Annotated in this window: 20 protein-coding genes and 3 pseudogenes; 17 read left to right on the forward strand and 6 right to left on the reverse strand. The window is 34.9% G+C overall.

Annotated elements, in window-relative coordinates:
* Positions 1-134: 134 nt before the first annotated feature.
* Positions 135-1,532: a glycerophosphodiester phosphodiesterase family protein gene (locus CVN76_RS09030; protein WP_100530988.1), complete on the reverse strand. Its 1,398-nt coding sequence runs from the start codon at positions 1,530-1,532 to the stop codon at positions 135-137.
* A gap of 467 nt (positions 1,533-1,999) precedes the next feature.
* On the opposite strand from CVN76_RS09030, the gene lepB reads away from it, so the two are divergent.
* The 12 genes from lepB to CVN76_RS09095 all read left to right on the forward strand — a co-directional run bounded on the left by lepB (position 2,000) and on the right by CVN76_RS09095 (position 11,068).
* Positions 2,000-2,548 (forward strand): signal peptidase I, encoded by a 549-nt coding sequence (gene lepB / locus CVN76_RS09035; RefSeq protein ID WP_100530989.1) that lies wholly within the window; start codon positions 2,000-2,002, stop codon positions 2,546-2,548.
* Between the two features lie 212 nt (positions 2,549-2,760).
* Positions 2,761-3,303, forward strand: coding sequence for a hypothetical protein (locus CVN76_RS09040; protein WP_100530990.1), 543 nt, complete (start codon positions 2,761-2,763; stop codon positions 3,301-3,303).
* A gap of 596 nt (positions 3,304-3,899) precedes the next feature.
* Positions 3,900-4,322: a DUF4181 domain-containing protein gene (locus CVN76_RS09050; RefSeq protein WP_100531043.1), complete on the forward strand. Its 423-nt coding sequence runs from the start codon at positions 3,900-3,902 to the stop codon at positions 4,320-4,322.
* Positions 4,323-4,437: 115 nt separating this feature from the next.
* On the forward strand, positions 4,438-4,728 hold the full coding sequence (locus CVN76_RS09055) for an RNA polymerase alpha subunit C-terminal domain-containing protein (RefSeq protein WP_100530992.1): 291 nt from the start codon (positions 4,438-4,440) through the stop codon (positions 4,726-4,728).
* Positions 4,729-4,971: 243 nt separating this feature from the next.
* On the forward strand, positions 4,972-5,337 hold the full coding sequence (locus tag CVN76_RS09060; protein WP_034304537.1) for a cupin domain-containing protein: 366 nt from the start codon (positions 4,972-4,974) through the stop codon (positions 5,335-5,337).
* A 339-nt stretch (positions 5,338-5,676) separates the two neighbouring features.
* Positions 5,677-6,171 carry a DinB family protein gene (locus CVN76_RS09065; RefSeq protein WP_061140974.1) on the forward strand — a complete coding sequence of 165 codons (495 nt, stop codon included), beginning with the start codon at positions 5,677-5,679 and terminating at the stop codon, positions 6,169-6,171.
* Positions 6,172-6,525: 354 nt separating this feature from the next.
* Complete coding sequence (locus CVN76_RS09070; protein ID WP_100530993.1) at positions 6,526-7,185, forward strand: hypothetical protein; 660 nt, start codon at positions 6,526-6,528, stop codon at positions 7,183-7,185.
* A 599-nt stretch (positions 7,186-7,784) separates the two neighbouring features.
* On the forward strand, positions 7,785-8,060 hold the full coding sequence (locus CVN76_RS09075) for a hypothetical protein (protein WP_100530994.1): 276 nt from the start codon (positions 7,785-7,787) through the stop codon (positions 8,058-8,060).
* Between the two features lie 140 nt (positions 8,061-8,200).
* Positions 8,201-8,473 carry a hypothetical protein gene (locus CVN76_RS09080; RefSeq protein WP_100530995.1) on the forward strand — a complete coding sequence of 91 codons (273 nt, stop codon included), beginning with the start codon at positions 8,201-8,203 and terminating at the stop codon, positions 8,471-8,473.
* Positions 8,474-8,631: 158 nt separating this feature from the next.
* Positions 8,632-9,066, forward strand: coding sequence for a DUF4279 domain-containing protein (locus tag CVN76_RS09085; RefSeq protein WP_100531044.1), 435 nt, complete (start codon positions 8,632-8,634; stop codon positions 9,064-9,066).
* 153 nt (positions 9,067-9,219) lie between these two features.
* Positions 9,220-9,693, forward strand: coding sequence for a hypothetical protein (locus CVN76_RS09090; RefSeq protein WP_100530996.1), 474 nt, complete (start codon positions 9,220-9,222; stop codon positions 9,691-9,693).
* A 343-nt stretch (positions 9,694-10,036) separates the two neighbouring features.
* Complete coding sequence (locus CVN76_RS09095; protein WP_100530997.1) at positions 10,037-11,068, forward strand: alpha/beta hydrolase; 1,032 nt, start codon at positions 10,037-10,039, stop codon at positions 11,066-11,068.
* Between the two features lie 327 nt (positions 11,069-11,395).
* On the opposite strand, the gene CVN76_RS09100 is transcribed toward CVN76_RS09095, so the two are convergent.
* Positions 11,396-12,715 (reverse strand): SH3 domain-containing protein, encoded by a 1,320-nt coding sequence (locus CVN76_RS09100; protein WP_198512526.1) that lies wholly within the window; start codon positions 12,713-12,715, stop codon positions 11,396-11,398.
* A gap of 317 nt (positions 12,716-13,032) precedes the next feature.
* Here CVN76_RS09100 and CVN76_RS09105 point away from each other — a divergent pair, with 317 nt between their 5' ends.
* Positions 13,033-13,617 (forward strand): hypothetical protein, encoded by a 585-nt coding sequence (locus CVN76_RS09105; RefSeq protein ID WP_100530999.1) that lies wholly within the window; start codon positions 13,033-13,035, stop codon positions 13,615-13,617.
* A 402-nt stretch (positions 13,618-14,019) separates the two neighbouring features.
* On the opposite strand, the pseudogene CVN76_RS09115 reads toward CVN76_RS09105, so the two are convergent.
* Positions 14,020-14,370 (reverse strand): annotated as a pseudogene (locus CVN76_RS09115) (winged helix-turn-helix transcriptional regulator).
* Positions 14,371-14,479: 109 nt separating this feature from the next.
* On the opposite strand from CVN76_RS09115, the gene CVN76_RS09120 reads away from it, so the two are divergent.
* On the forward strand, positions 14,480-15,034 hold the full coding sequence (locus tag CVN76_RS09120) for an NADPH-dependent FMN reductase (RefSeq protein WP_061140939.1): 555 nt from the start codon (positions 14,480-14,482) through the stop codon (positions 15,032-15,034).
* A gap of 97 nt (positions 15,035-15,131) precedes the next feature.
* On the opposite strand, the pseudogene CVN76_RS09125 reads toward CVN76_RS09120, so the two are convergent.
* Together CVN76_RS09125 and CVN76_RS09130 are read right to left on the reverse strand one after the other, a co-directional pair.
* Positions 15,132-15,464, reverse strand: a pseudogene (locus CVN76_RS09125) (HXXEE domain-containing protein); the annotation flags it as partial.
* 8 nt (positions 15,465-15,472) lie between these two features.
* Positions 15,473-16,012, reverse strand: a pseudogene (locus CVN76_RS09130) (TetR/AcrR family transcriptional regulator).
* 515 nt (positions 16,013-16,527) lie between these two features.
* On the opposite strand from CVN76_RS09130, the gene CVN76_RS09135 reads away from it, so the two are divergent.
* Together CVN76_RS09135 and CVN76_RS09140 are read left to right on the forward strand one after the other, a co-directional pair.
* Positions 16,528-16,752: a DUF3953 domain-containing protein gene (locus CVN76_RS09135; protein ID WP_198512528.1), complete on the forward strand. Its 225-nt coding sequence runs from the start codon at positions 16,528-16,530 to the stop codon at positions 16,750-16,752.
* Between the two features lie 157 nt (positions 16,753-16,909).
* Complete coding sequence (locus tag CVN76_RS09140) at positions 16,910-17,338, forward strand: hypothetical protein (RefSeq protein ID WP_232732147.1); 429 nt, start codon at positions 16,910-16,912, stop codon at positions 17,336-17,338.
* A gap of 338 nt (positions 17,339-17,676) precedes the next feature.
* Here the strand turns inward: CVN76_RS09140 and CVN76_RS09145 are convergent, their stop codons facing one another.
* Positions 17,677-18,579 (reverse strand): EamA family transporter, encoded by a 903-nt coding sequence (locus CVN76_RS09145; RefSeq protein ID WP_100531002.1) that lies wholly within the window; start codon positions 18,577-18,579, stop codon positions 17,677-17,679.
* Positions 18,580-18,978: 399 nt separating this feature from the next.
* Here CVN76_RS09145 and CVN76_RS09150 point away from each other — a divergent pair, with 399 nt between their 5' ends.
* The gene (locus CVN76_RS09150) at positions 18,979-19,599 is read left to right on the forward strand and encodes a hypothetical protein (RefSeq protein ID WP_232732148.1); all 621 of its coding nucleotides are present in this window, start codon (positions 18,979-18,981) and stop codon (positions 19,597-19,599) included.
* Positions 19,600-19,696: the final 97 nt, after the last annotated feature.

A 19,696-nucleotide genomic window follows, 5' to 3' on the forward strand; every position in this document is an offset into this window, starting at 1 on the left:
TGATCAATCTTTTATCAAAACATGCCCTTCTTCTTTTTCTTTTATCAGGATCAAGCCTTGTTTCAAAGCTGCACCAAACTCGAAAATCCGAAGGAATTGCGCCTTCTAAAATTTAAGGGTGTTTCTAGCTACAGTTAATCCTGCAAATTAAATTGAATATAATCAAGGTTGTAGGAACCTGGGCTTGTGACCTTGACTGTAAATAGGTGAGTACCTTTCTTTAGGTACCGGTACTCCAAATTCTGAAGCTGGAATGCACGTTTGTGAGTTGTACTTTTCAGCTCGGTCTCCCCGCTTGTTTTGCCAGCCCAATCCAAGGTGATGGCACCAGCCGGGGTAGATGCTGCAGAAACTCTGCCGGAGATCTTATATGTTCCTGACTTCTTAATGTTCACTTCGTATTTCGCCCACTCACCTTCCATGTTATGGCTTACAGCAATGGCCCCATCGATTTCGCAAACATCGAGTGAATCTTGGTCGGCTGTATTGCAGCGGTTGGCGTCCTGATCAAAATACCCGGTACCTTGCCCACCGCCAAGATGCTCCTCAGCCTGAACCCGAACTGTACGGTTCCCGGTATCGTACTGCCATTGTCGCATATTGCCTCCATGCCGCCAGTAATCGATCGCTTCAATATTGTCAGTCTGTATCATATTCACTCCAAGCTTTGTTACTGCCTTCCATCCCATATTTACATCTCTTAGTGAAGCCTCATCCGTGTATTTTGCAGCAAGGCCATACCACATTACATTTGCTAAGACCCTGCTACTTTTCTTGATTTGTTTCAGCTTTTCTGGCTGAATCTGCAAATCTGCAAGATCTGCAAAAACAATTTCATAAGCGACCGGCTGACGCCCCGGGAACGTTCCTATAGAGTTGACGTTGTTATCAAGGATAATGTGCATATATAGGATTTCTGGATCTTTCTCCATAAATTTGGCTGCTTCTTCAACATTTAGACTGCCCTTAAACAGACCGTGATCTACTGTGTCGGTTTTAACGAGAACCTTGTACATTTCATCCCGTATCTCCCAGCCCTTGTCCAGGTTTACAATTGCCCGGTCCTTTGCTACAAGCATGACCTCTTCAAGCGTTGGAATTTTGTGCTTGGTGAGTGCTGCCGTTTTACCTCCGAGACCTTCCTTGAGGCGAAGTTTCTTAATTTGAGCCAGTGTGAAGTCAGAAACCTTTCCTTTGCCATTGGTAGTACGATCAACGGTCGTATCGTGCATTAATACAGGTACACCATCAGCGGTTAGCTGGACATCTATTTCCACAATATCGGTGCCGTCTTTAATGGCCTCATTGACTGCTGCAAGCGAGTTCTCTGGATATTCACGCCATTGGCCCCGATGAGCCAGGATCATGAGTGGCGCATTTTTACCATGATTGAGCAGCTCTGCGTGAATCTGTTCAAAGGATTTATGCTCTTGGACAGCAATCGGTTTAGAGGCCTTTGCTCCTGCTTCCTGTACCGGCATTAAGGCAGACGCTATGAACCCTAATAAAAATAACTTTTTTAGCTTCAGCATTGTTAAGGCTCCTTTCTACTTTTAATCAATGAAAGATTGGAATAATATTTTCAACCTCCCAACATCGTTACTGAACCTTTCCGTTTTTACAGTTTCATTATACTTTCACTCTGCAATTAAATATCATGATTATACAAGTTTTTACAAGTATTTACATAGGTTTTACAAAGTTATCAATCGCTATCCTTGCTGGACAAGTCAAAGGATTTCGGAAAACCGCGAGATGCTGTAAACACTATTGAATTTCTTTCAGAAGGGGGATGTAAAGGTACATTAAATGAAAAACGCTTTTGTTCTGGAAGCTTTTTGTCGTAATACATTTCAAGGATAGATATCAGTTTGTGAAGGGGGGACTTAGACTAAAGGGGCAGAATAGCTGTAGAAGAACTATGAACCAAATTTTGTAATATCCCATGATGTAGGATAGAATTAATATATTAAAACAAGATTATTTTTGGAGGGAAACCATGAAAGAAAGTACAAAAAAAGAAGTTTATTCTTGGGTAAAATCAATTGTTTTTGCATTCATCTTCGTTTTTATTTGTAGACAGCTTCTTTTTACACCTACAACTGTATTGGGAGCATCCATGTCGCCTACCTTTCATGACCAAGATAGAGTGGTTGTAAGTAAAACGACTGAAATACAACGATCTGATGTGATTGTATTCCATGCACCAGATGTTGATGGTAAAGACTATATTAAGAGGGTAATAGGTCTTCCTGGAGATAGTATTGATATGAAAGATGATGTGCTCTATATTAATGGAAAAGCCGTAGAGGAACCGTATTTAAATGCAAATAAAGAAGATAATCCTTTTAATAAACTGACAGAGGACTTTTCATTGCAAGAAAAAACTGGAGAGTCCCAAGTTCCTAAAAACATGTTATTTGTGATGGGGGATAATCGTTTAAATAGTAAGGATAGCAGGATTTTCGGATTTATTTCCTACGACTCGATTGTTGGAGAAGTGAAATTTCGATTTTATCCATTACAAGAAATCGGCATACCTAAATAGTTGCCAAGGCAATCTTTCATAATGAACTATCGGGTGCTTTACTTCATTACCAGGAGCTGATCAGCAGCTCCTTTTCTTATGGAACTATCGGGTGCGTTAGCTGAAGATCGGAGCTGTCATTAAGGCAGCTCTTTTATTATGGAACTAAAGGGGCAGGTTAGTTAAATGATTAAGTTATAATAAAGAGTGACTATTCTGATAGGAGTTTAATGATGTTTAAAATAAGTACATTTCTAGAAACTAATGAAGGTGACGAGAGTTATGTATCCTTAGATGATTCTTTAAAATTAAGAGGAATTTTTGAGCATCGGAAATTTACTCCTGAGCACATTCAAATGCGTATAACAATTAAGTATAACAATCAGATCGTGGTAGGAGTCGATGTTCCCAGTGGGTTAGATTTATGGTTCGATTATATGGTTGCTATTGAGCAATATTTAGAGAGTAAGAACATTGAAAGATTTTATGGTATCGATCCATATCTTATGAAGTTAGTTTCAATAAACAACAATTTAGTGGATTTCTCTATTGTGGGTGATTGGGAACCTGTTGAGGTTATTGCACAAGCAGTATTGCCTGAAAAAGAGTTTTTAAAATCCATTTTAGATGGAGCAGAACACTTTTGGGGGACCTTGATTAAATATAAGGTGTTTGAGGAAAAAGAGCTAAGGAAGACAACATCTAAAGAAGAACCAAAACTCATGATTGAAGAAATTGAAAAATTGAGGGAGAAGGTAAAAATCTTGTTCAACTAAAGGGACAGGTTAGTTCAACAAGGAATTTCCATTTTCTAAACAAATGAAAAGGTTCTATCATTCGATGAAACTAAAAAGAAATTACAACGTAACAATATTAGACGTAAAAGGAGGGATACAGATGGCACATTGTACTAACTGTAACTACAAATGGAAAACTAAAGAAATTTGGTCGCTCGGATTTTCAAAGAAAGGGAAAAACTGTCCTAACTGCGGAAATAAACAATATATTTCATCCAAAACTCAACGAATATTTACTTTAGGTTATTTAAGTCTTGTATTTATTGTGTTTTTTCCGTTTTTTATTAAATTGAGTGATAATGATGAGCCTTTATGGTAGATTTTAAAAAAGATAAAGGCTATTTACATAGGATAGTAAATGCTTACCTATTCTTAATTGTCACTTGATCTGGTCTGGTACTAATAGAGTAGCATCAGTTTACTTTTATAATAAACTAACGGGTGCGTTAGCTAAAAAAAGGATTGTTCAACAATCTGGCCATTTTATTGAAAACAGGTCTTGTTTAAAATGAGTGTATTTGAAATAATTGGAATCTGATAAAAGAAAAAGTTTTTTGGTAGGTGATGATTCGTTCGTGGAGAGTGTTTTCGTAAAGTTAATTTTATTGGTATCTATTTTTGGACTTTTTCTCTTTTTCATTAATAAAGTTTTGAGAAAATGGCTTAATGTTGAAAAGAAAGAATTGTTTTCCTATGGCCATGTAAATGATAAACATAAAAAAATTGATTGGACAATTAGAATCATTTTTATTGTCTTTTCGTTTATCGGTTTTTTAACTAACGTCAAACGTGAACCTTTAGAGCATATTTGGTTTTTGGAAACGCATATGCTTTTGTTTGTTTTTATAATTGCATCTGAAACAACTAGAGTGATTATGGAGAAGAAATATGCAGAAAACAGAAATGATTATATTTTTTCAACTATTCAATTAGTGATAATATCAATATTTTTACTTTTAATGTTTACGACTGATTTTTTTGGATTGTTGAAATGGTAAAAAATCTATCTTCAGCAATCGGGCGCGATTCTTATACATAGTTTTTGTCGGGAATGGACAACTAATATATATATTATGTAAAAATAGAATACAGATATTGTTTGGAGGGATTATTATGACAGTAGAAAAAAGTTTAAGGGTTTGTGAAAAGGGACATAAGTATTACAAAAGTAGTGACTGTCCAAGTTGTCCTACATGTGATAAAGAGAATAAGCCTAAAAGTGGCTTCCTCTCGAAACTCAGTTCACCTGCAAGAAATGCATTGGTTCACGAAGGGATCGACACGTTGAAAGAACTATCAAAGCACACGGAAAAAGAAATTTTAAAAATTCACGGTATTGGCCCAGCTTCCTTACCAACTTTGAGAACTTCATTAGAAGAAGAAGGGTTAGCATTTAAGGAATAAAGAATTATGACGTACATTACTTGACTAACATGTGCGTTAGGTGAAGATAGGAGCTGTCTATAAGGCAGCTTTTTCTTATGGAACTAACGGGGCAGGTTAGTTGAAGAGTGCTGTTTGATCTTAATTCAGCAATTGGGCCATTTTGTGGGAAGATCAGCAGAAACTTTTGAGATCTTAATCAAAATAGTAATTAATCTATCGAAGTTGTAAAATAAAGGTAAGAATAGTTCTGGGGGGATTTATATCAATTATAACGCTATTAATCTAAGCGAGAAACTGTCCAAATTCAGTGAACACTGGTCGCCCAAAGTCATTGGTGAAATGAATGACTATCAGTTTAAGTTAGTTAAGATTCTGGGGGATTTTGTATGGCACGATCATAAAGACACCGATGAGGCATTCATCGTAATAGACGGAGAGATGTCCATCGCATTCCGCGATGGAGAGGTTAAACTTTCCAAAGGAGAAATGTATGTGATACCAAAAGGTGTGGAGCATAAGCCTTATGCTGAAAAGGAATGCCATATAATGCTGGTAGAGCCTAAAGGTGTAGTCAACACTGGTGAAACTAATTTTAAACTAACTGCTGAAAATAATATATGGATTTAAACCAATAATTCAGTTACTTTCTTTGGATCAACATATAAAAGGAAGTTGCAAATTTTCCGCAATCGGGCACGATTCTTTTATAAGAATCGCTTTTCTTAATGAACTAACGGGTGCGTTAGCTGAAGATTGGAGCTGTCTTTAAGGCAGCTTTTTCTTATGCAACTAAAGGGGCAGTATGGTTGAACAATAATTAATACGATAACCTAATCTTTTAGAAAGCGAAATAATGGAACAAGTAATGAAAGAAATTCCGTCTAGAGGAATACTCTTTAACTGAAGCGAATCTATTGTAAGGTAACCAATAAAATCAGCCTAGGATTAAATTGGAGGGAATAGAAAATGGATGTAAAGACACTTTTGTTACAACAATGGGCAAGCTGTTTGGATGAAGAAGACTGGTTTCCACCACTTGAAAAAGTGCTAGAGGACATCACTTTGGAACAGGCAATTTGGAAACCGGCTGATGGGGCAATGATGAATTCCATTTGGGAATTAGTTTGTCATTTGCTATTCTTTGAAAAGAGATATCTGATGCGATTTCTTGGTGAAACAGCGAATGAACCACAGGCAGAAAATAATGACTCTACATTTCAATTACCAACTGAGACGTTAGAAAATTGGAAGGAAACAAAACAAGAATACTTTTATGTTCATCGAGAACTTGGAAAAATACTAGCAAAATCAGAACATGAAGATTTATATAGACAGATTCCAGGTGATAATCCCTTAGTGCTTGAACTGAAGAGTTTAGCCATGCATAACGCATATCATATTGGGCAAATTGTATTCCTTAGTAAAATGCAAGGTGCTTGGGCAGCGAAACGCAGCTTTTAAACAGGCTTCATTAGCTTTACAGTTATTCCATGATAAGGGGAATTTAATGGAATAAGAATAAGAACGGGAACGTCCAAATCGGACGTTCCCATATTTTATACCTGGAAAACAACAATACTATTAACAAAGTCTAAGATAAAAAAAGATTGTGAAGATTCTCACTTAAACTAACGGGTGCGTTAGTTTAGTAAGACAAATTATAAGATTTAAAATTGTTGGTGGTACCCCTTTACGTTGTATATCCGAATTTTCCTGACCCGATCTCTTTTATATTAATAAAGGTTTTTTTAAACAAAAATGTTAATTAATTTGATATAATTCCTCGTATCTTACCTGATTTGGGAGGTTTAAATTATGGGACTTTTAATTGTTTATGCAATAGGATTATTAATGGGTGCTGCCCTTGTTGCTCTTAGTTATTTTTCTAAAGAGTTGGATCATAAAAAAAGAAGTATTTTCGTGGCGGTGATTGGTGTAATAACGATCATTGGAGGTTTAGTAATTGGCGGATTTGAAGGGATGCCAATTAGTACAATAGGTATTGGTATTTTAACCGACTCAATTTTACTATTAATTGCCGGAAATAGATCAATGGTAAGAAATGTGGTTTTTGCATTAGTAGTATTGGTGCCATTAGCTGTCTTTATATATGCTGGTGTAGATAAATTTTATGGAAATAATTTTATTGTGGTTGCTAAAAATGAAAATATGGATACTTATCTAAAACAGTATTATGAAGAGTTACAAGTGAAGACAGACACGCAAGGATTTAAAAGGTTTGAACCAAATAATGGAGAAAAGTTTATAGTTCTTTCTTTAGGTAAAGAAAAGCAAGGCAATAATATAGAGGTTGCAGGGGTAGAAAAACAAGGTGATAGAACATTGATTAATGTAAAAACCTTTGATAATCAATCAACAGAAAAGAATCCAACTATTATTATCTTTTTAGACAAACTTGGTAAAAACGTTGTCGTTAAGGATGCGGATGGAACTGTTTATGAGGAAGTTAAATAAAAGAAGGGCCTTATAGGGCGAAGGCTATTAGGGCTTTTCGACAGCCTGAATCCCCCAGTATTAAACTGGGAGGATTTTTACATCAGAAAATCATCTTAAATTGGTCACGCGGTTTCCGTTAAGGGCCATTAATCACTAGGGGTAGCATCAGGAAAATGCGTATTAGCAACGATAAGCATTCTGATACAGGTTAGTTCTAAAAGATGTATCACGCAGTTGACACAAACTGTGCGGATTGAAAATTTTAATCAGCATCTTTTTTTTCATAATAAATCAATACTACCTTGATAATTAAAACTATGAAAAGGGCAATACCTATACTAATATCTAATGTTCCTTCGTCTTCGAGTTTATTAAAAAACCCATTAACTGTAGTGAACGCTAGAAGAGTTAAATATACATATGCTTCATTTTTTTGGAGAAATTTAATTGGGACTACCGCCTTTAGAGTTGAAATTACTATTAGTAAACTATCAGGAACTATCTTATCTCAAAATAGATTAAATAGGTAGAAGCTTAATTATTTTCTAAGAAAGTACAGCACAGTACGAATAAACTTAGACCGCCTTATACACTGTAACGTTTTAGGAGGTGAAATGATGAAACGTGCAATAGGAATTTTTCTTACTCTTTCATCTGTATTAACATACTTAATTGTGGACAAGCTTTATGACCCTATTAAGGAAACAGAAACAAGAAAATTTTCAGGAGCTACAACAGTAACAGTACATTATCAATATCCTTTGATGTTTTGGGTAATTTGTGTCATTTTAATCATTACTTTTATTCTTGGAATTTACTTTATTCTAGCAAAGGAAAAGCTATATGAGGAATGTCCACTCTGGGATACTCCAGAATATATTAGTAATAAGTGAACCGAACTAACGGGTGCGTTAGCTGAAGACTAGAGCTGTCTTTAAGGCAGCTCTTTTTTTCTTATGCAACTAAAGGGGCAGGTTTTCCATTACAGTTTATAATACGAGTAGACTTTGATTTAAATTGAGGAGATAAAATAATGTGTTCTTTTTTGAGAAAAGAATTTTGGGATGACAGAAATAAACCTATTTTGTTTATACAGTGGGTATTAACAATCTTGGCAATAATATTATATTTCCAAACTTATGAAAATACGGTTTATTTTTACTCTGGAATTTTAAGAATAATTGCAGGAATAATCACCCTTCTAATAGGAATTGAAAACTACATTGTTAAAAAAAGAGATTATATATTTTGGTTCATCCTATCGATAATGTGTTGTGGAATGGGGATTGACATATTAATGAACTAACGGGTGCGTTGCTTAAGATCCTCTCATTAAGGCAGTTTCTTCTTTACTAAACTAAAGGGACAGGTTAGTTGCATAAGGGTGATATAATAATTTCAATAGAAAAGATGGAAAATGAGAACTACTGGGAGGGAAATTGGTACTTGGACAAAACTCAAGTGATGGTTTATTTCTGCTTGTATGGAGATGAGTTTCCAATAGATTATGTGACCGAAACGTTGGAAATTGAACCAACAAAAACCTATAAAAAAGGCGAAGTCATTGTAAGACCTGATAATCCAAATGTTATTTCAACGAAAACTCTTTATCGAAAAGAAACAGCCTGGGAATTAAGTACGGGCTATCAAGAATCCTATGATATGAAGGAACAAATGGACCAGATTTTAGGACCGTTAAAAAATAAGGCAGCTATACTAAATCAGGTGAAAGCAAAGTATAAACTGGAATGTAAAATCTTCATCGTTATTATTATGGAAAATGGAGATTCACCGGGTTTGTATCTTGATAACGAACAGATTGAATTTGCAAATAGCGTTAAAGCTGAAATTGATATTGATTTGTATGCAAATCCTTATGAAAATGAATATGACGACTAAAAAAGCACAAGCTCTCTTCAACTAACTGGTGCATTAGCTTAAGATCGGAGCTGTCTTTAAGGCAGCTTTTTCTTATGGAACTAAAGGGGCAATTTAGTTCAATAAGGCTTATAATCTGGTTGTAGGAATAGAACCTATAAGGTGGATAATAAAATGGAAACAAATGCTTTATTTTACAAGATTCGAAAGAGAACTATTTTGACGGAGGATTATGTAAATTGGTCGCACAATTTATTAAAAACCGGTGTGTCATCACCATCCGTAAATATTATTTCTTCCTTTCCATTTGACGAAAATATTTTCGAAGTGGAATTTTATTTTAAAAGAGCTTTGAATGAATTGGGTATAGAGGAACCAACCCTTGAGATATGTGCTAGAGCCTATATAGGTCATTTAACAAATGAAATTATTAAAGAAAATAACCATGCAGTGACCTTTGATTTTGCGTATATGATTTATCGGATTGTTGCGTCGGATTTAGATTATCCAAATGATTTGATGGAGTGGTATGAGATAAGTGAAATGATTGATGAACTACGAAATGGTGATATACCTTTAGACTTTAATGAGAACGATGTAATATCAAGGATTAAAAATGAGGCAGGTAAATATCTTATTAGGGAGTAGTATTTCTTCATCAACTAACGGGTGCGTTAGCCAACGATCGGAGCTGTCTTTAAGGCGGCTTTTTCTTTTGGCACGATCGGGGCAGGTTAGTTCCGTTGTGTACAGTTTATTGTACTTTACAATATCAAATATTCATGGAAATTATTTCATAATTTAGGTAAAATATCATAGGGTTCTTTGATTTGGAATTACAAACTAGCTTGTTCATGATCTCCTTTAAATAGTAATTTCCACTAGCTTTTTATTTTGATGGATAAAAGCCACAAAGGGCGGGGCGTAGTGAATTTCATTCATCAACTGCTATTTTTGTTTTGATCAAGTAGAAAGGAATGAAAGCAATTAAATGATAAATATAAAGAAATTAATAAAATGTATCGGAATAATTATTATAATATTATTAATCATTTCCCTTTTTTCACCAACATGGACTTCTCATATAAAAGGTGATAACAGTATAAGTGCATTAGAACAAGTAGAGATAAATGGAAGTAGTCAGGAAATCATGATACGTGGTAAAGATAAAGATAATCCGGTTATTATTTTTGTACATGGAGGACCCGGATGTCCGGAAATACCATATGCCGATCAATACCAAGACTTATTGGAAACTAATTTTACGGTTGTTAATTATGACCAAAGAGCAAGTGGAAAATCATATCATTTTTTTGAGGACTACTCCAATCTTTCATCAGACTTACTGGTGGAGGACTTATTGGCTATGACGGATTATATATCAGAACGTCTTGGCAAAGAAAAGATTATACTTATTGGTCATTCTTATGGTACATATATTGCCATGCAAGCTGCCTATGAAGCTCCTGAAAAATATGAGGCATATATTGGTATTGGACAGATGAGTGATACAACAGAAAGCGAGATTGACAGTTTGAACTACAGTATTAATCAGGCTCAAAAAGCTGGCAATACGGATGATATCTTATTTTTACAAGGGTTAACAGAAAAAATCAAAAATGGCGATACGTTCACCCCGCGAAATTATGTCATGAAATATGGTGGGGCCTCAAGACTTATTGATAACCCTGATGGTGATAACATAGGTATTTTATTCAGCAGTGAGTATAACTTATTAGATGTCATCCGTTATAACTTTGGGTTATCCTTTTCTCAAAATATTTTGTTAAAGGAAGTATTAAAAAATCCATTACCCACTATAGTAACGGATCTTAAAATACCATGCTATTTCATCATGGGTAAATACGACTATATGACATCAACAAAGGCAGCAAAAAATTATTTTAATATGATCGAAGCAAATAAAAAAGAATTTATTACTTTTGAACAATCAGCTCATTATCCACAATTTGAAGAGAAGGAAAAATTTTATGAATGGATGTGCGATACATTTATAAAATAAATATAGATAAGGCAGCGTTTTCCTTATCTTGAAAAAGAGAGTGTGAAGAATAGTAACTTAATCTAACGGGTTCTTTACTTCAATAAGATAGGTTGCTGAGGCAGCCTTTTCTTATGGCGCTAACTTGATCATAAGTTTGAAGTAAGCTATAAAATTTATGACGTTAAATCAAGGTATCTTATTCTAACAAGTGAGTAGCTACGTATACAATTGATAACATGGGGAAATATGAACTAGCGGGTGCATTTGTTGAACAGGAAGTAAAAGGGGTGAAATTGTTCTTCTTAAATGAAAAAAGCATCCAACTGGATGCTTTTTTGTTGTGTGTTACTTGAATGGACGGATGGCAATTAGCGTCATTTGTTTGCCTCGTTTACTGTCCAATGTTAACTCCACTTCAGTGCCTTGTAATGAAAACAGCTCATTTTTCAGTGAATCGGAAGTGGCTTTTGCTGAATAAGTAACACCATCATTGGCTATGAATCGGAATACGCCCGTTGAGTCGACTCCTGTAACCATCCCTTTAACGTTAATCGTCGTATTGGTTTGAGTAGGGGGAGACACGACTGGGATTTTTATCGTTTGTCCGATTGTTAATTTTGATGAGTCCACTTTAGGGTTTGCTTCTTGAATAACAGCTACAGGAATGCCTAAACGTTTAGAAATCTTAGTAAATGTATCTCCGCTTTTAATAACGTATATAGAAGAATGGGAAGGGTTCTCTTGTTTGCTTGTTTGCGGTTTAGCAGTTAAATAGCTCTCGCTCACATATGCTTTTTTTCCGTGGTACGTGATTTGAGCCCAACCATTAGTAGTTGAAACCACCGATACTTTACTATTTTGTTTCAAGGAACCCAATACTGCACCAGTTGCAGAGGCAGCGGCCCTAACACGTAACGAGCTTGCATGTACATACATCGTCTTAGCTTGAACAGATGTATCGGGGGTAGTATCAACAGGATTCGTACCTTGATCCGTTGCTTTAGATTCAGAAAGGTAAGCGGCACTCACAAACACCACTCTGCCTTCGATTATTATTTCTGCCCATCCATTTTTCACATGGATAAGTTTTACTGCATCCCCTTTTTTATAGCTGCCGACAATGGAACTGCTTGTACTAGGTGAGGAACGAACATTCAAAGAAGTGGCCGTAACATACGCATCTTTAACACTTGGTAAAAGTAATTTTTGGTGATCTTTAATCGAAGTGATGCCGTTTGCCTCTTTGATTTGTTGCGGTGTAACACCGTGTTTTTTAGAAATAGCTTCAATCGTATCCGTATCTTTCACCACATACGTATATTCATCTATACACGCAGAAGCGGTTTGAGCCGAAAGTGTTAATAAAATCGTGAAAATTCCCGATACGATGACTGTTTTAGCCGGACTTCTTTTCACCCATTTCCGTACATTGGCTACATGGGTTCTCCAATCCAGTGTGATGTTTCTCAAGAAAGATTTTACATCTAAAACATTTCTGATATCCAGATTATGGGTTGCTTTATTATATTGACGGGTTTCCATTCTTGTAGTGAATACGGGCGTGATTTCTTTCGCTTTGATTTTTCCTTCTTTGTGATACCCATGTTTTTCTTTTCTGCTTACTGCCAATTTTCCATCCACCACTAAAGGCATCTCTATGTTCATTTTCATTCCCCCAAATGTGGTTTACACATTTCTATATTCTGTAAATGATAAGGTTCTGTCCTTAAACATTGCTGCTAATTTGTTGCTCCTTCTTTTGAATGGAAACCACCATTATTCCTGTTTCAACAAATTAAGATCATTCTTTTCCATTTAACGGCCCCGGTAGTGAAAAAATCCATATTAGTAAATTAGATCAATTGAATATTAATTATAATTGTGAAATATGCGAACTAACAGGGCCAAAAGATGCAGTGAATTCAGCAGAATTCCATGTAATTTTTAGGTAAATTATGGTAGTGTGAAATGGGGGTGATCACTTGAGGAAATGGTTTATTCTTTTTATTAGCTTCTTTTTCGTTTTATTCTTTTTACCAGGTTGTTCAGCAAAGCCTTCTCTGGAGCTAGTAGATGCGGATGTTGATATTGTGAAAGATAAAAGCTTAGTTGGTGCGATTAGGATAACCGAAGGGGAAAGAAAAGGAGATGAGCTGATACCGACCGCTTTATTTTATCAATTCACCATTAAAAATAATGGCAATGATCCAGTAGGCAGCATCGAGAAAGCTGATAAAGGAATCGAACTTAAGATTGAGCCTAAAGACCAATTAAAATCGGTGTCAAAAGATGTGATAGGCTTCAATATATACAATCCTGATAATTATAATGAGAGTGGCGTAGGGTTCGGCCAATCCCTTATATCCATTATTAATGCTGACCAAAAGGAGAAGTATACATGTACCTACGATTTAGGTGTAAGCGAAGAAAACCCCGAAGTTCCGTTGCTTGTACCTTCAAAAGAAAAATTAGCCCAACTGAAAGAGAATGCATTTAATGCTTTCCTGATTGTAACGATCGAAAATCAAGAAATTGCAAGATTTGACCTGGATGAATTTAAAAACTAACGGAGCAAGTTAGTTTTACATAACAAACCTTGTAGAAAAAATCTGAATGAAGTCGGTGATGTTATGTTTAAGCAAAGCATTAGATTTCCCTTAATATATTTTGTGGTATTCACCGTTTGGAAATTTATTGCTAACAAAGAGGTTGATTGGATGGATAACATAATGACCTGTTTTATATTGTTCTTGATCATGCTGCTATATAATTGGGCGAAAATCCCATATAAGTGGAATAAGGACAAATGAAGAGGAAAATATAATCAATACTTTTCTCTTCAGCTAACAGGGTGCGTTTGCCGAAGATCGGAGCTGTTTTAAAGGCAGCTCTTTTCTTATGGAACTAACGGGGCAGGTTAGTTTAGCAAAGATATTAAAAATGTAAAAGCACCCAATAAAGGCCGTATTTTATTTACTCGCTCTTTCGTTCGATTTTTGTCTTTTATGCAATGTATGCTTTGTTCCCCATTCATGCATTGCGTGTAAGATGTGTTCCAAGCTCCTGCTGTATTCAGTAATCGAATATTCCACTTTAGGAGGAACCTGTGGAAAGACAACGCGCTGAATAGTATCCTCGTTTTCTAACTCACGTCATTGATTGGTTAACATTTTTTGCGTGATTCCAGGCATTCTTCGTTTTAACTCACTGAATTTTTGAGTACCGTTCGTAAATAAATGCAATAAGATAATTGGTTCCCATTTCCCGACTAATATACTTAAAGCATCTTCTACACAGCATGATTCTGGTTCTATATTCAGCCTAATAGCTCCTTAAGTATCTTTTTCTATACTATACCACTTTTAAGTGCGTACTTTTTAATATGACCATTATGCGTAATAATAACATTGAGAGAAAGGATGATATTAAATGACAAAAATCGGTATTTTAGTTGGTAGCTTACGAAAAGAATCTTTTTCTAAAAAAATCGCATCGAATGTTGCAGCTTTGTTTCCCGAAGGATATGAAACAGAATGTATCGAAATCGGAAATCTCCCATTCTATAATCAGGATGATGATAGTGAAAATAATGTCCTACCAGAATATACGGCATTTCGTAACAAAACAAAGCAATTTGATGCTTTTTTATTTGTAACACCTGAATATAACCGTTCTGTGCCAGCTGTATTAAGTAATGCACTGGATATAGGTTCACGTCCTTATGGAGCGAGTGTTTGGAATGGTATACCAGCAGCCATTATTAGTCAATCACCTGGTAATTTAGGCGGTTTTGGTGCAAACCACCATTTACGTCAATCACTTGTATGCTTAAATATGCCAGTGGTTCAACAACCGGAAGCTTATTTAAGTAACGCGGCAGCTTTATTGGATGAAAACGGCAAAGTTAAGAATGAAGGAACTGTTCAATTCTTACAATCATTTGTCGATACGTTTGTAGGTTTGATTCAGAAATATCAAGTTTAGTTTTATTCGGCAATCGGGGCGCAATTGTAAAACATGAAGTAAAAGGGCGATACATATTAATCATGTCTAATATGTATCGCCCTTTATTTTTTATGGAGCCTACGCACCTTATATTTTGAAAGAAAACCGGAAGTAAATAAAAAACATACGCAATTAAAATATTGATTACCATAGCGGATTGCGTATTTAATGGATAGCGATCTGGTATATCACTATTAAATATAACTACATTAAACAAACCGGCAAAATAACCTGGCCAACGATACTCTTCAAATTGATGCACTAAAAAGGCCACAAAACTTAACGCTAACAGTACTTTTATTTCACTCATTTCTCCCCAATTCGCGACTAAACAAACAGCGACAACAATAGCCGCAACTAACCCTATATCACACCAATGCTTTCTAAAGAAACTAACCATCTCTATCACCCACTGTCTCAATTTTTATAGAAATAGCGTTCAAATAAGAAATCAATCTGTTTTTCTACAGGCAGTACTCTTATATCTGCCCCTGATTCAAGAATTATAAAAATTTAAACTGTCATCATCATTAAAATTTCCTGATCCGTTTCATTTGTTATTTCGATCAGAATATTCTTCACTTTACTAAAACCTAGCTTCTTCAAAAAATCTCCATATTCGTATTGAGATGTAAATACCGTAGTTCCCATTGCAATAATTTTCCTAACTAACTCAGGGTATTGCTGAATTACTAGTACATAATTAAGTGAAAATATTTTTAATCTTTCTTTCGCTGGCACTTTAATATCATCTAAAATAGAAAAAAGTACCTTGAAAGCTAATTAATAAGACTTTAATCGTCTCACTAATCAACTTTTCTTTTGAGCCAAAATGATAATTTATAAGCGCGATATTTGTATCTGACAATGCCGCAATTTTTCTTATGGTACACTTTTGAAACCTTCGTCTTTAATTAACTCTAATGTTGTATTTAAAATCTTTTCTTTCGTTGATATGTTTTCATTTTCCCCCCTACATTTTTAAAAATTTATTCCATACAAAAAAGCTGAAATTGCCACTTTTCACGCTTTTTGTATTTGTACTGTTATAAACCAGCTCCTTATATTCCGCACATAAAATAAATTTCTAAAAAAAATTTTAAACGATCCATATACCAATACGTAAAGAAAAATATATTGTAATTTCCTCCGAAAAAAGCTAAAGTAATAGTTTTTTTAAAATATCCCAATATATCCCGGCTAACTCTCGAATTTTGTAGATTAAGTGAATGGGTTTATTAAGCTACGAATTCATGGAACTCTTGGCTACTTAAGTCCTCTAGAATATAAAAAATTAACCCTTAAAAAAGTTGTTAGATATAGTGTTGACATACCATCCTTTTCTTATGGAACTAAAGGGGGGAGGTTAGTGAATGAAGAATTTTCCATTTTTTACACAAATAAAAAGGTGTCAAATGATGATTGAACAGAAGTAGTACAGAACTTTTTTAGGGGGAAATATTTTCTTGAAAATGGTTAGAGCTATCTTAGTAGTAGTTGTTCTTGTTCTATCAAGTTATAGTCTAATAACTGAAACCGAGTTAATGCCGTATTATATGTTTTTCATAGGGGTGCTTTCATTCGTGACAGGATTAGCTGAACTTCAAAAAGGCAGAAAAGGCTTTTTGGGATATATGAGCATTGTTATCTCTTTATTTGTTTTCTTTGTTTCCATACAGGGTTTCTTAATGAACTAACGGGTGCGTTAGCTGAAGATCGGAGCTGTCTTTAAGGCAGCTCCTTTTTTTATGGCACTATCGGGGCAGGATAGTTGAAGAACAATTGATCTATTACACCTTAAAAACTGGACTATTTTTCTTGAAATTAGGAAAGATAACTTCTGAGGTGAGTTTTATGAAAAGGCTATATAGATTGATTATTACCATTCCGATGTTGTTTTTTGGTTCAATTCAAGGATACGCACAACCTACAGAATGTCCTGTGCTAAGTGAATTAGAAACGATTAAGGATAAAAAAGAGGTAATAGACGCGTTAAATACTTTAATTCCAAAAACTTATGGAACTGGATTAGATGACTTACCTAACTTATATACTAAGTGGGATGTAGTAACGGCAAAACCTTTTCCTAAAACAGTTGGCAATACAGAAGAAGAAGACTATTTTGGAATGGCAAAGACCTTTTGTGGCAAAGAAATTGCTGAAAAATCATGGCTTGTACGTTTAGATTTTCCCAAAGCACCTGGAGCTAACTTAGCCCAAGGTCAAATATTTTTAGCGAAAAGCAAGAAAAAAGGATGGTTTGTTTGGTTTCAATACCATTAAATTGCTATTCCTTAATGAACTAACGGGTGCTTTAGCTGAAGATCGGAGCTGTCTTTTAGGCAGCTTTTCTTATGGAACTAAAGGGGCAGTTTAGTTCTATAAGATTTATCACGCAGTTGACACAAACTGTGAGATAGGGCGAGAAAAAAGAAAAATATAATAGGAAGGAACCTCTAATTAAATCAACTTCGATGCTAAGTATAAGTAATCTTAACAAGTTTACTTCATTGCCTATTGAAAAATGAAATCAAATATAAATGAAATTGTACTAAATGTTTTATTTTTATATGGTTTTGCATCATAAACGAAATAAAGGATAGCTAAAACAATAAGTTTTTTTATGTGCTTGGTTTTATGGTTCGTTTCTTTTCTTTTCCTACAATCAGAATTTGTGGTATGAAAATCCCAATTAAAATACAAACAATTCCAAGCCATTGCAGAGGTGATACGATTTCATGCACAAGTGTAACAGAAGCGATGATTGCTGTAGGCAGTTCAGCGGCTCCTAAAATTGTTCCAAGTCCTGTGCCTACCTTTGGTACCCCAATAGAGAAACAAATAACTGGTATAACTACACCGAAGAGCCCAAGTAAGAAAGCATATTTCCATAAACCAGCCTGCAATGTACCATCGGTCAAGAAAGTGGGTGGAAATATTAAGCAAACGAAGAGTGTAGCACTCGTTGTCATGAGAAAGCTTTTTGAATAGGTTGGTACAGTTGTAGCTACCCTTCCACTTGTAAATATATATATGGAAAAAGCTATTGCTGCTAGCAACCCAAAGATAATACCTTTTGTAGATAATTGTTCTCCTATGCCTTCAAAAATACCCCCAGCAAGCAAAGTTCCTACAAATAAGATCAGGATGGATAATATCTTTCCCCTATTTGGGAAAGTTTTGTTAGCAACTGCTTCAATTAGCACACCAATCCATGTGAATTGAAATAATAGAACAACAGCAATAGATGCAGGTAATTCCTTCACAGAAAGACCATAAAAAATACTCGTTAAACTCATTGATGTCCCGACAGCTAACAACGCGAATATATTACTTTTGGATACTTTATTACGAGAGAATAAAAGAACGAGTAATAATAGTCCAATCCAACCAAATACATATTGTCCCCCTAAAAGTTCAGAGAAAGAAAATCCATTTAAAAAGCCAATTTTAATAATGGAAGAAAGTGCACCGTAGCTACAGGCACCCAATAATACTAATAAAGAAAATTTTGATTTGTTCAAAAAACCCCTCCCAAAAAATAAAAACGCTCGCTGTCTATACATAGACAACGAGCGAATGAAACAGAGCCAAAAACTCTACAAAATTCCGCCTCTCACAAAAGTGTGAATTTGCGTATTAAATTATATTGGGAATTATATAGGTAAATCAAAAAGGAGTCAACAATTTTTGAAAAATTGTAAAGGCATGAATAAACCTTTGCTGTTGACGGTTTTTCTGCATGGATTACTATTTTGCTCATTGTTACGTCTTCCTTGAATTCAGATTTTTACTATTTCAAAAGAAAAAAGGACCGTGCAAAGTGCGTGTTAATCACTTCACACCTACTTGTTTTGACTTCTAGCATCATCCCTTATACGCTTGTGAACAAGAAGAAGACGAACGGAAGGAAGAAGATTTGAATGTATGATAATGGGAAGAAACGTACATTTTCATTGGCTTTTGGAACTAAAGGCGGCAGGTTAGTGCATGTAGAATTCACATTTTTGGAAAACATTGTTATAATGAAGTGGGTAATTTCGTTAGGAAAGTTGCTGTTCAAGGTGGTTAGAGATATGAAATCTAAAAAAACAGTAGTGATCATTGTTTTCGGTATAATATGTATAGCTATCGTTATGAATCTGTTAAAGAAGGAATTATGGGATGTAAACGAAGAGCTGTTAAAAGAAGAAGTGTTATCAATTGGAAATTCCGTTGAAACAATAAATTTATTAGATGTAACACCGTTCGACTGGGATGTAGTATATTCCTTTCGGCCATATACCCCGAAAGATGATATATATGAAACGGTAGGTTATAAATGGGATACCATTAGCGAAACTGTAAATGAAGGAATGAATCAGATAGTATTTTTGAACGATGGAAAAGTGGTCTGCTATTTATATGGGTATCCTGAGAATAATGGATATGGTATATCGTTTGAATCTAAGAATGTGAAAGATGCAGGTTATATGCTTAATAGTAAGGATGATTTAAATTTTCAAGTGGAAAGAAGCGACAGTGTCGTTTTTTTGAAAAAATAAGCAAAAATGAGGCCTTCAACTAAAGGGGCTAGTGTTATAGAATTGTGCACTTATAAATAAGGTACACTAACACCAATACTTATAAAGGCAGGAATTA

The sequence above is a fragment of the Bacillus sp. mrc49 genome, from assembly GCF_002803435.1.

Bases quoted from the DNA above. Each gene is read 5' to 3' on its own strand.
- CVN76_RS09030 (WP_100530988.1), bottom strand. From the start codon at position 1,532: ATGCTGAAGCTAAAAAAGTTATTTTTATTAGGGTTCATAGCGTCTGCC.
- lepB (WP_100530989.1), top strand. From the start codon at position 2,000: ATGAAAGAAAGTACAAAAAAAGAAGTTTATTCTTGGGTAAAATCAATT.
- CVN76_RS09040 (WP_100530990.1), top strand. From the start codon at position 2,761: ATGTTTAAAATAAGTACATTTCTAGAAACTAATGAAGGTGACGAGAGT.
- CVN76_RS09055 (WP_100530992.1), top strand. From the start codon at position 4,438: ATGACAGTAGAAAAAAGTTTAAGGGTTTGTGAAAAGGGACATAAGTAT.
- CVN76_RS09065 (WP_061140974.1), top strand. From the start codon at position 5,677: ATGGATGTAAAGACACTTTTGTTACAACAATGGGCAAGCTGTTTGGAT.
- CVN76_RS09070 (WP_100530993.1), top strand. From the start codon at position 6,526: ATGGGACTTTTAATTGTTTATGCAATAGGATTATTAATGGGTGCTGCC.
- CVN76_RS09075 (WP_100530994.1), top strand. From the start codon at position 7,785: ATGAAACGTGCAATAGGAATTTTTCTTACTCTTTCATCTGTATTAACA.
- CVN76_RS09080 (WP_100530995.1), top strand. From the start codon at position 8,201: ATGTGTTCTTTTTTGAGAAAAGAATTTTGGGATGACAGAAATAAACCT.
- CVN76_RS09085 (WP_100531044.1), top strand. From the start codon at position 8,632: ATGGTTTATTTCTGCTTGTATGGAGATGAGTTTCCAATAGATTATGTG.
- CVN76_RS09090 (WP_100530996.1), top strand. From the start codon at position 9,220: ATGGAAACAAATGCTTTATTTTACAAGATTCGAAAGAGAACTATTTTG.
- CVN76_RS09095 (WP_100530997.1), top strand. From the start codon at position 10,037: ATGATAAATATAAAGAAATTAATAAAATGTATCGGAATAATTATTATA.
- CVN76_RS09100 (WP_198512526.1), bottom strand. From the start codon at position 12,715: ATGAACATAGAGATGCCTTTAGTGGTGGATGGAAAATTGGCAGTAAGC.
- CVN76_RS09120 (WP_061140939.1), top strand. From the start codon at position 14,480: ATGACAAAAATCGGTATTTTAGTTGGTAGCTTACGAAAAGAATCTTTT.
- CVN76_RS09135 (WP_198512528.1), top strand. From the start codon at position 16,528: ATGGTTAGAGCTATCTTAGTAGTAGTTGTTCTTGTTCTATCAAGTTAT.
- CVN76_RS09140 (WP_232732147.1), top strand. From the start codon at position 16,910: ATGAAAAGGCTATATAGATTGATTATTACCATTCCGATGTTGTTTTTT.
- CVN76_RS09150 (WP_232732148.1), top strand. From the start codon at position 18,979: ATGTATGATAATGGGAAGAAACGTACATTTTCATTGGCTTTTGGAACT.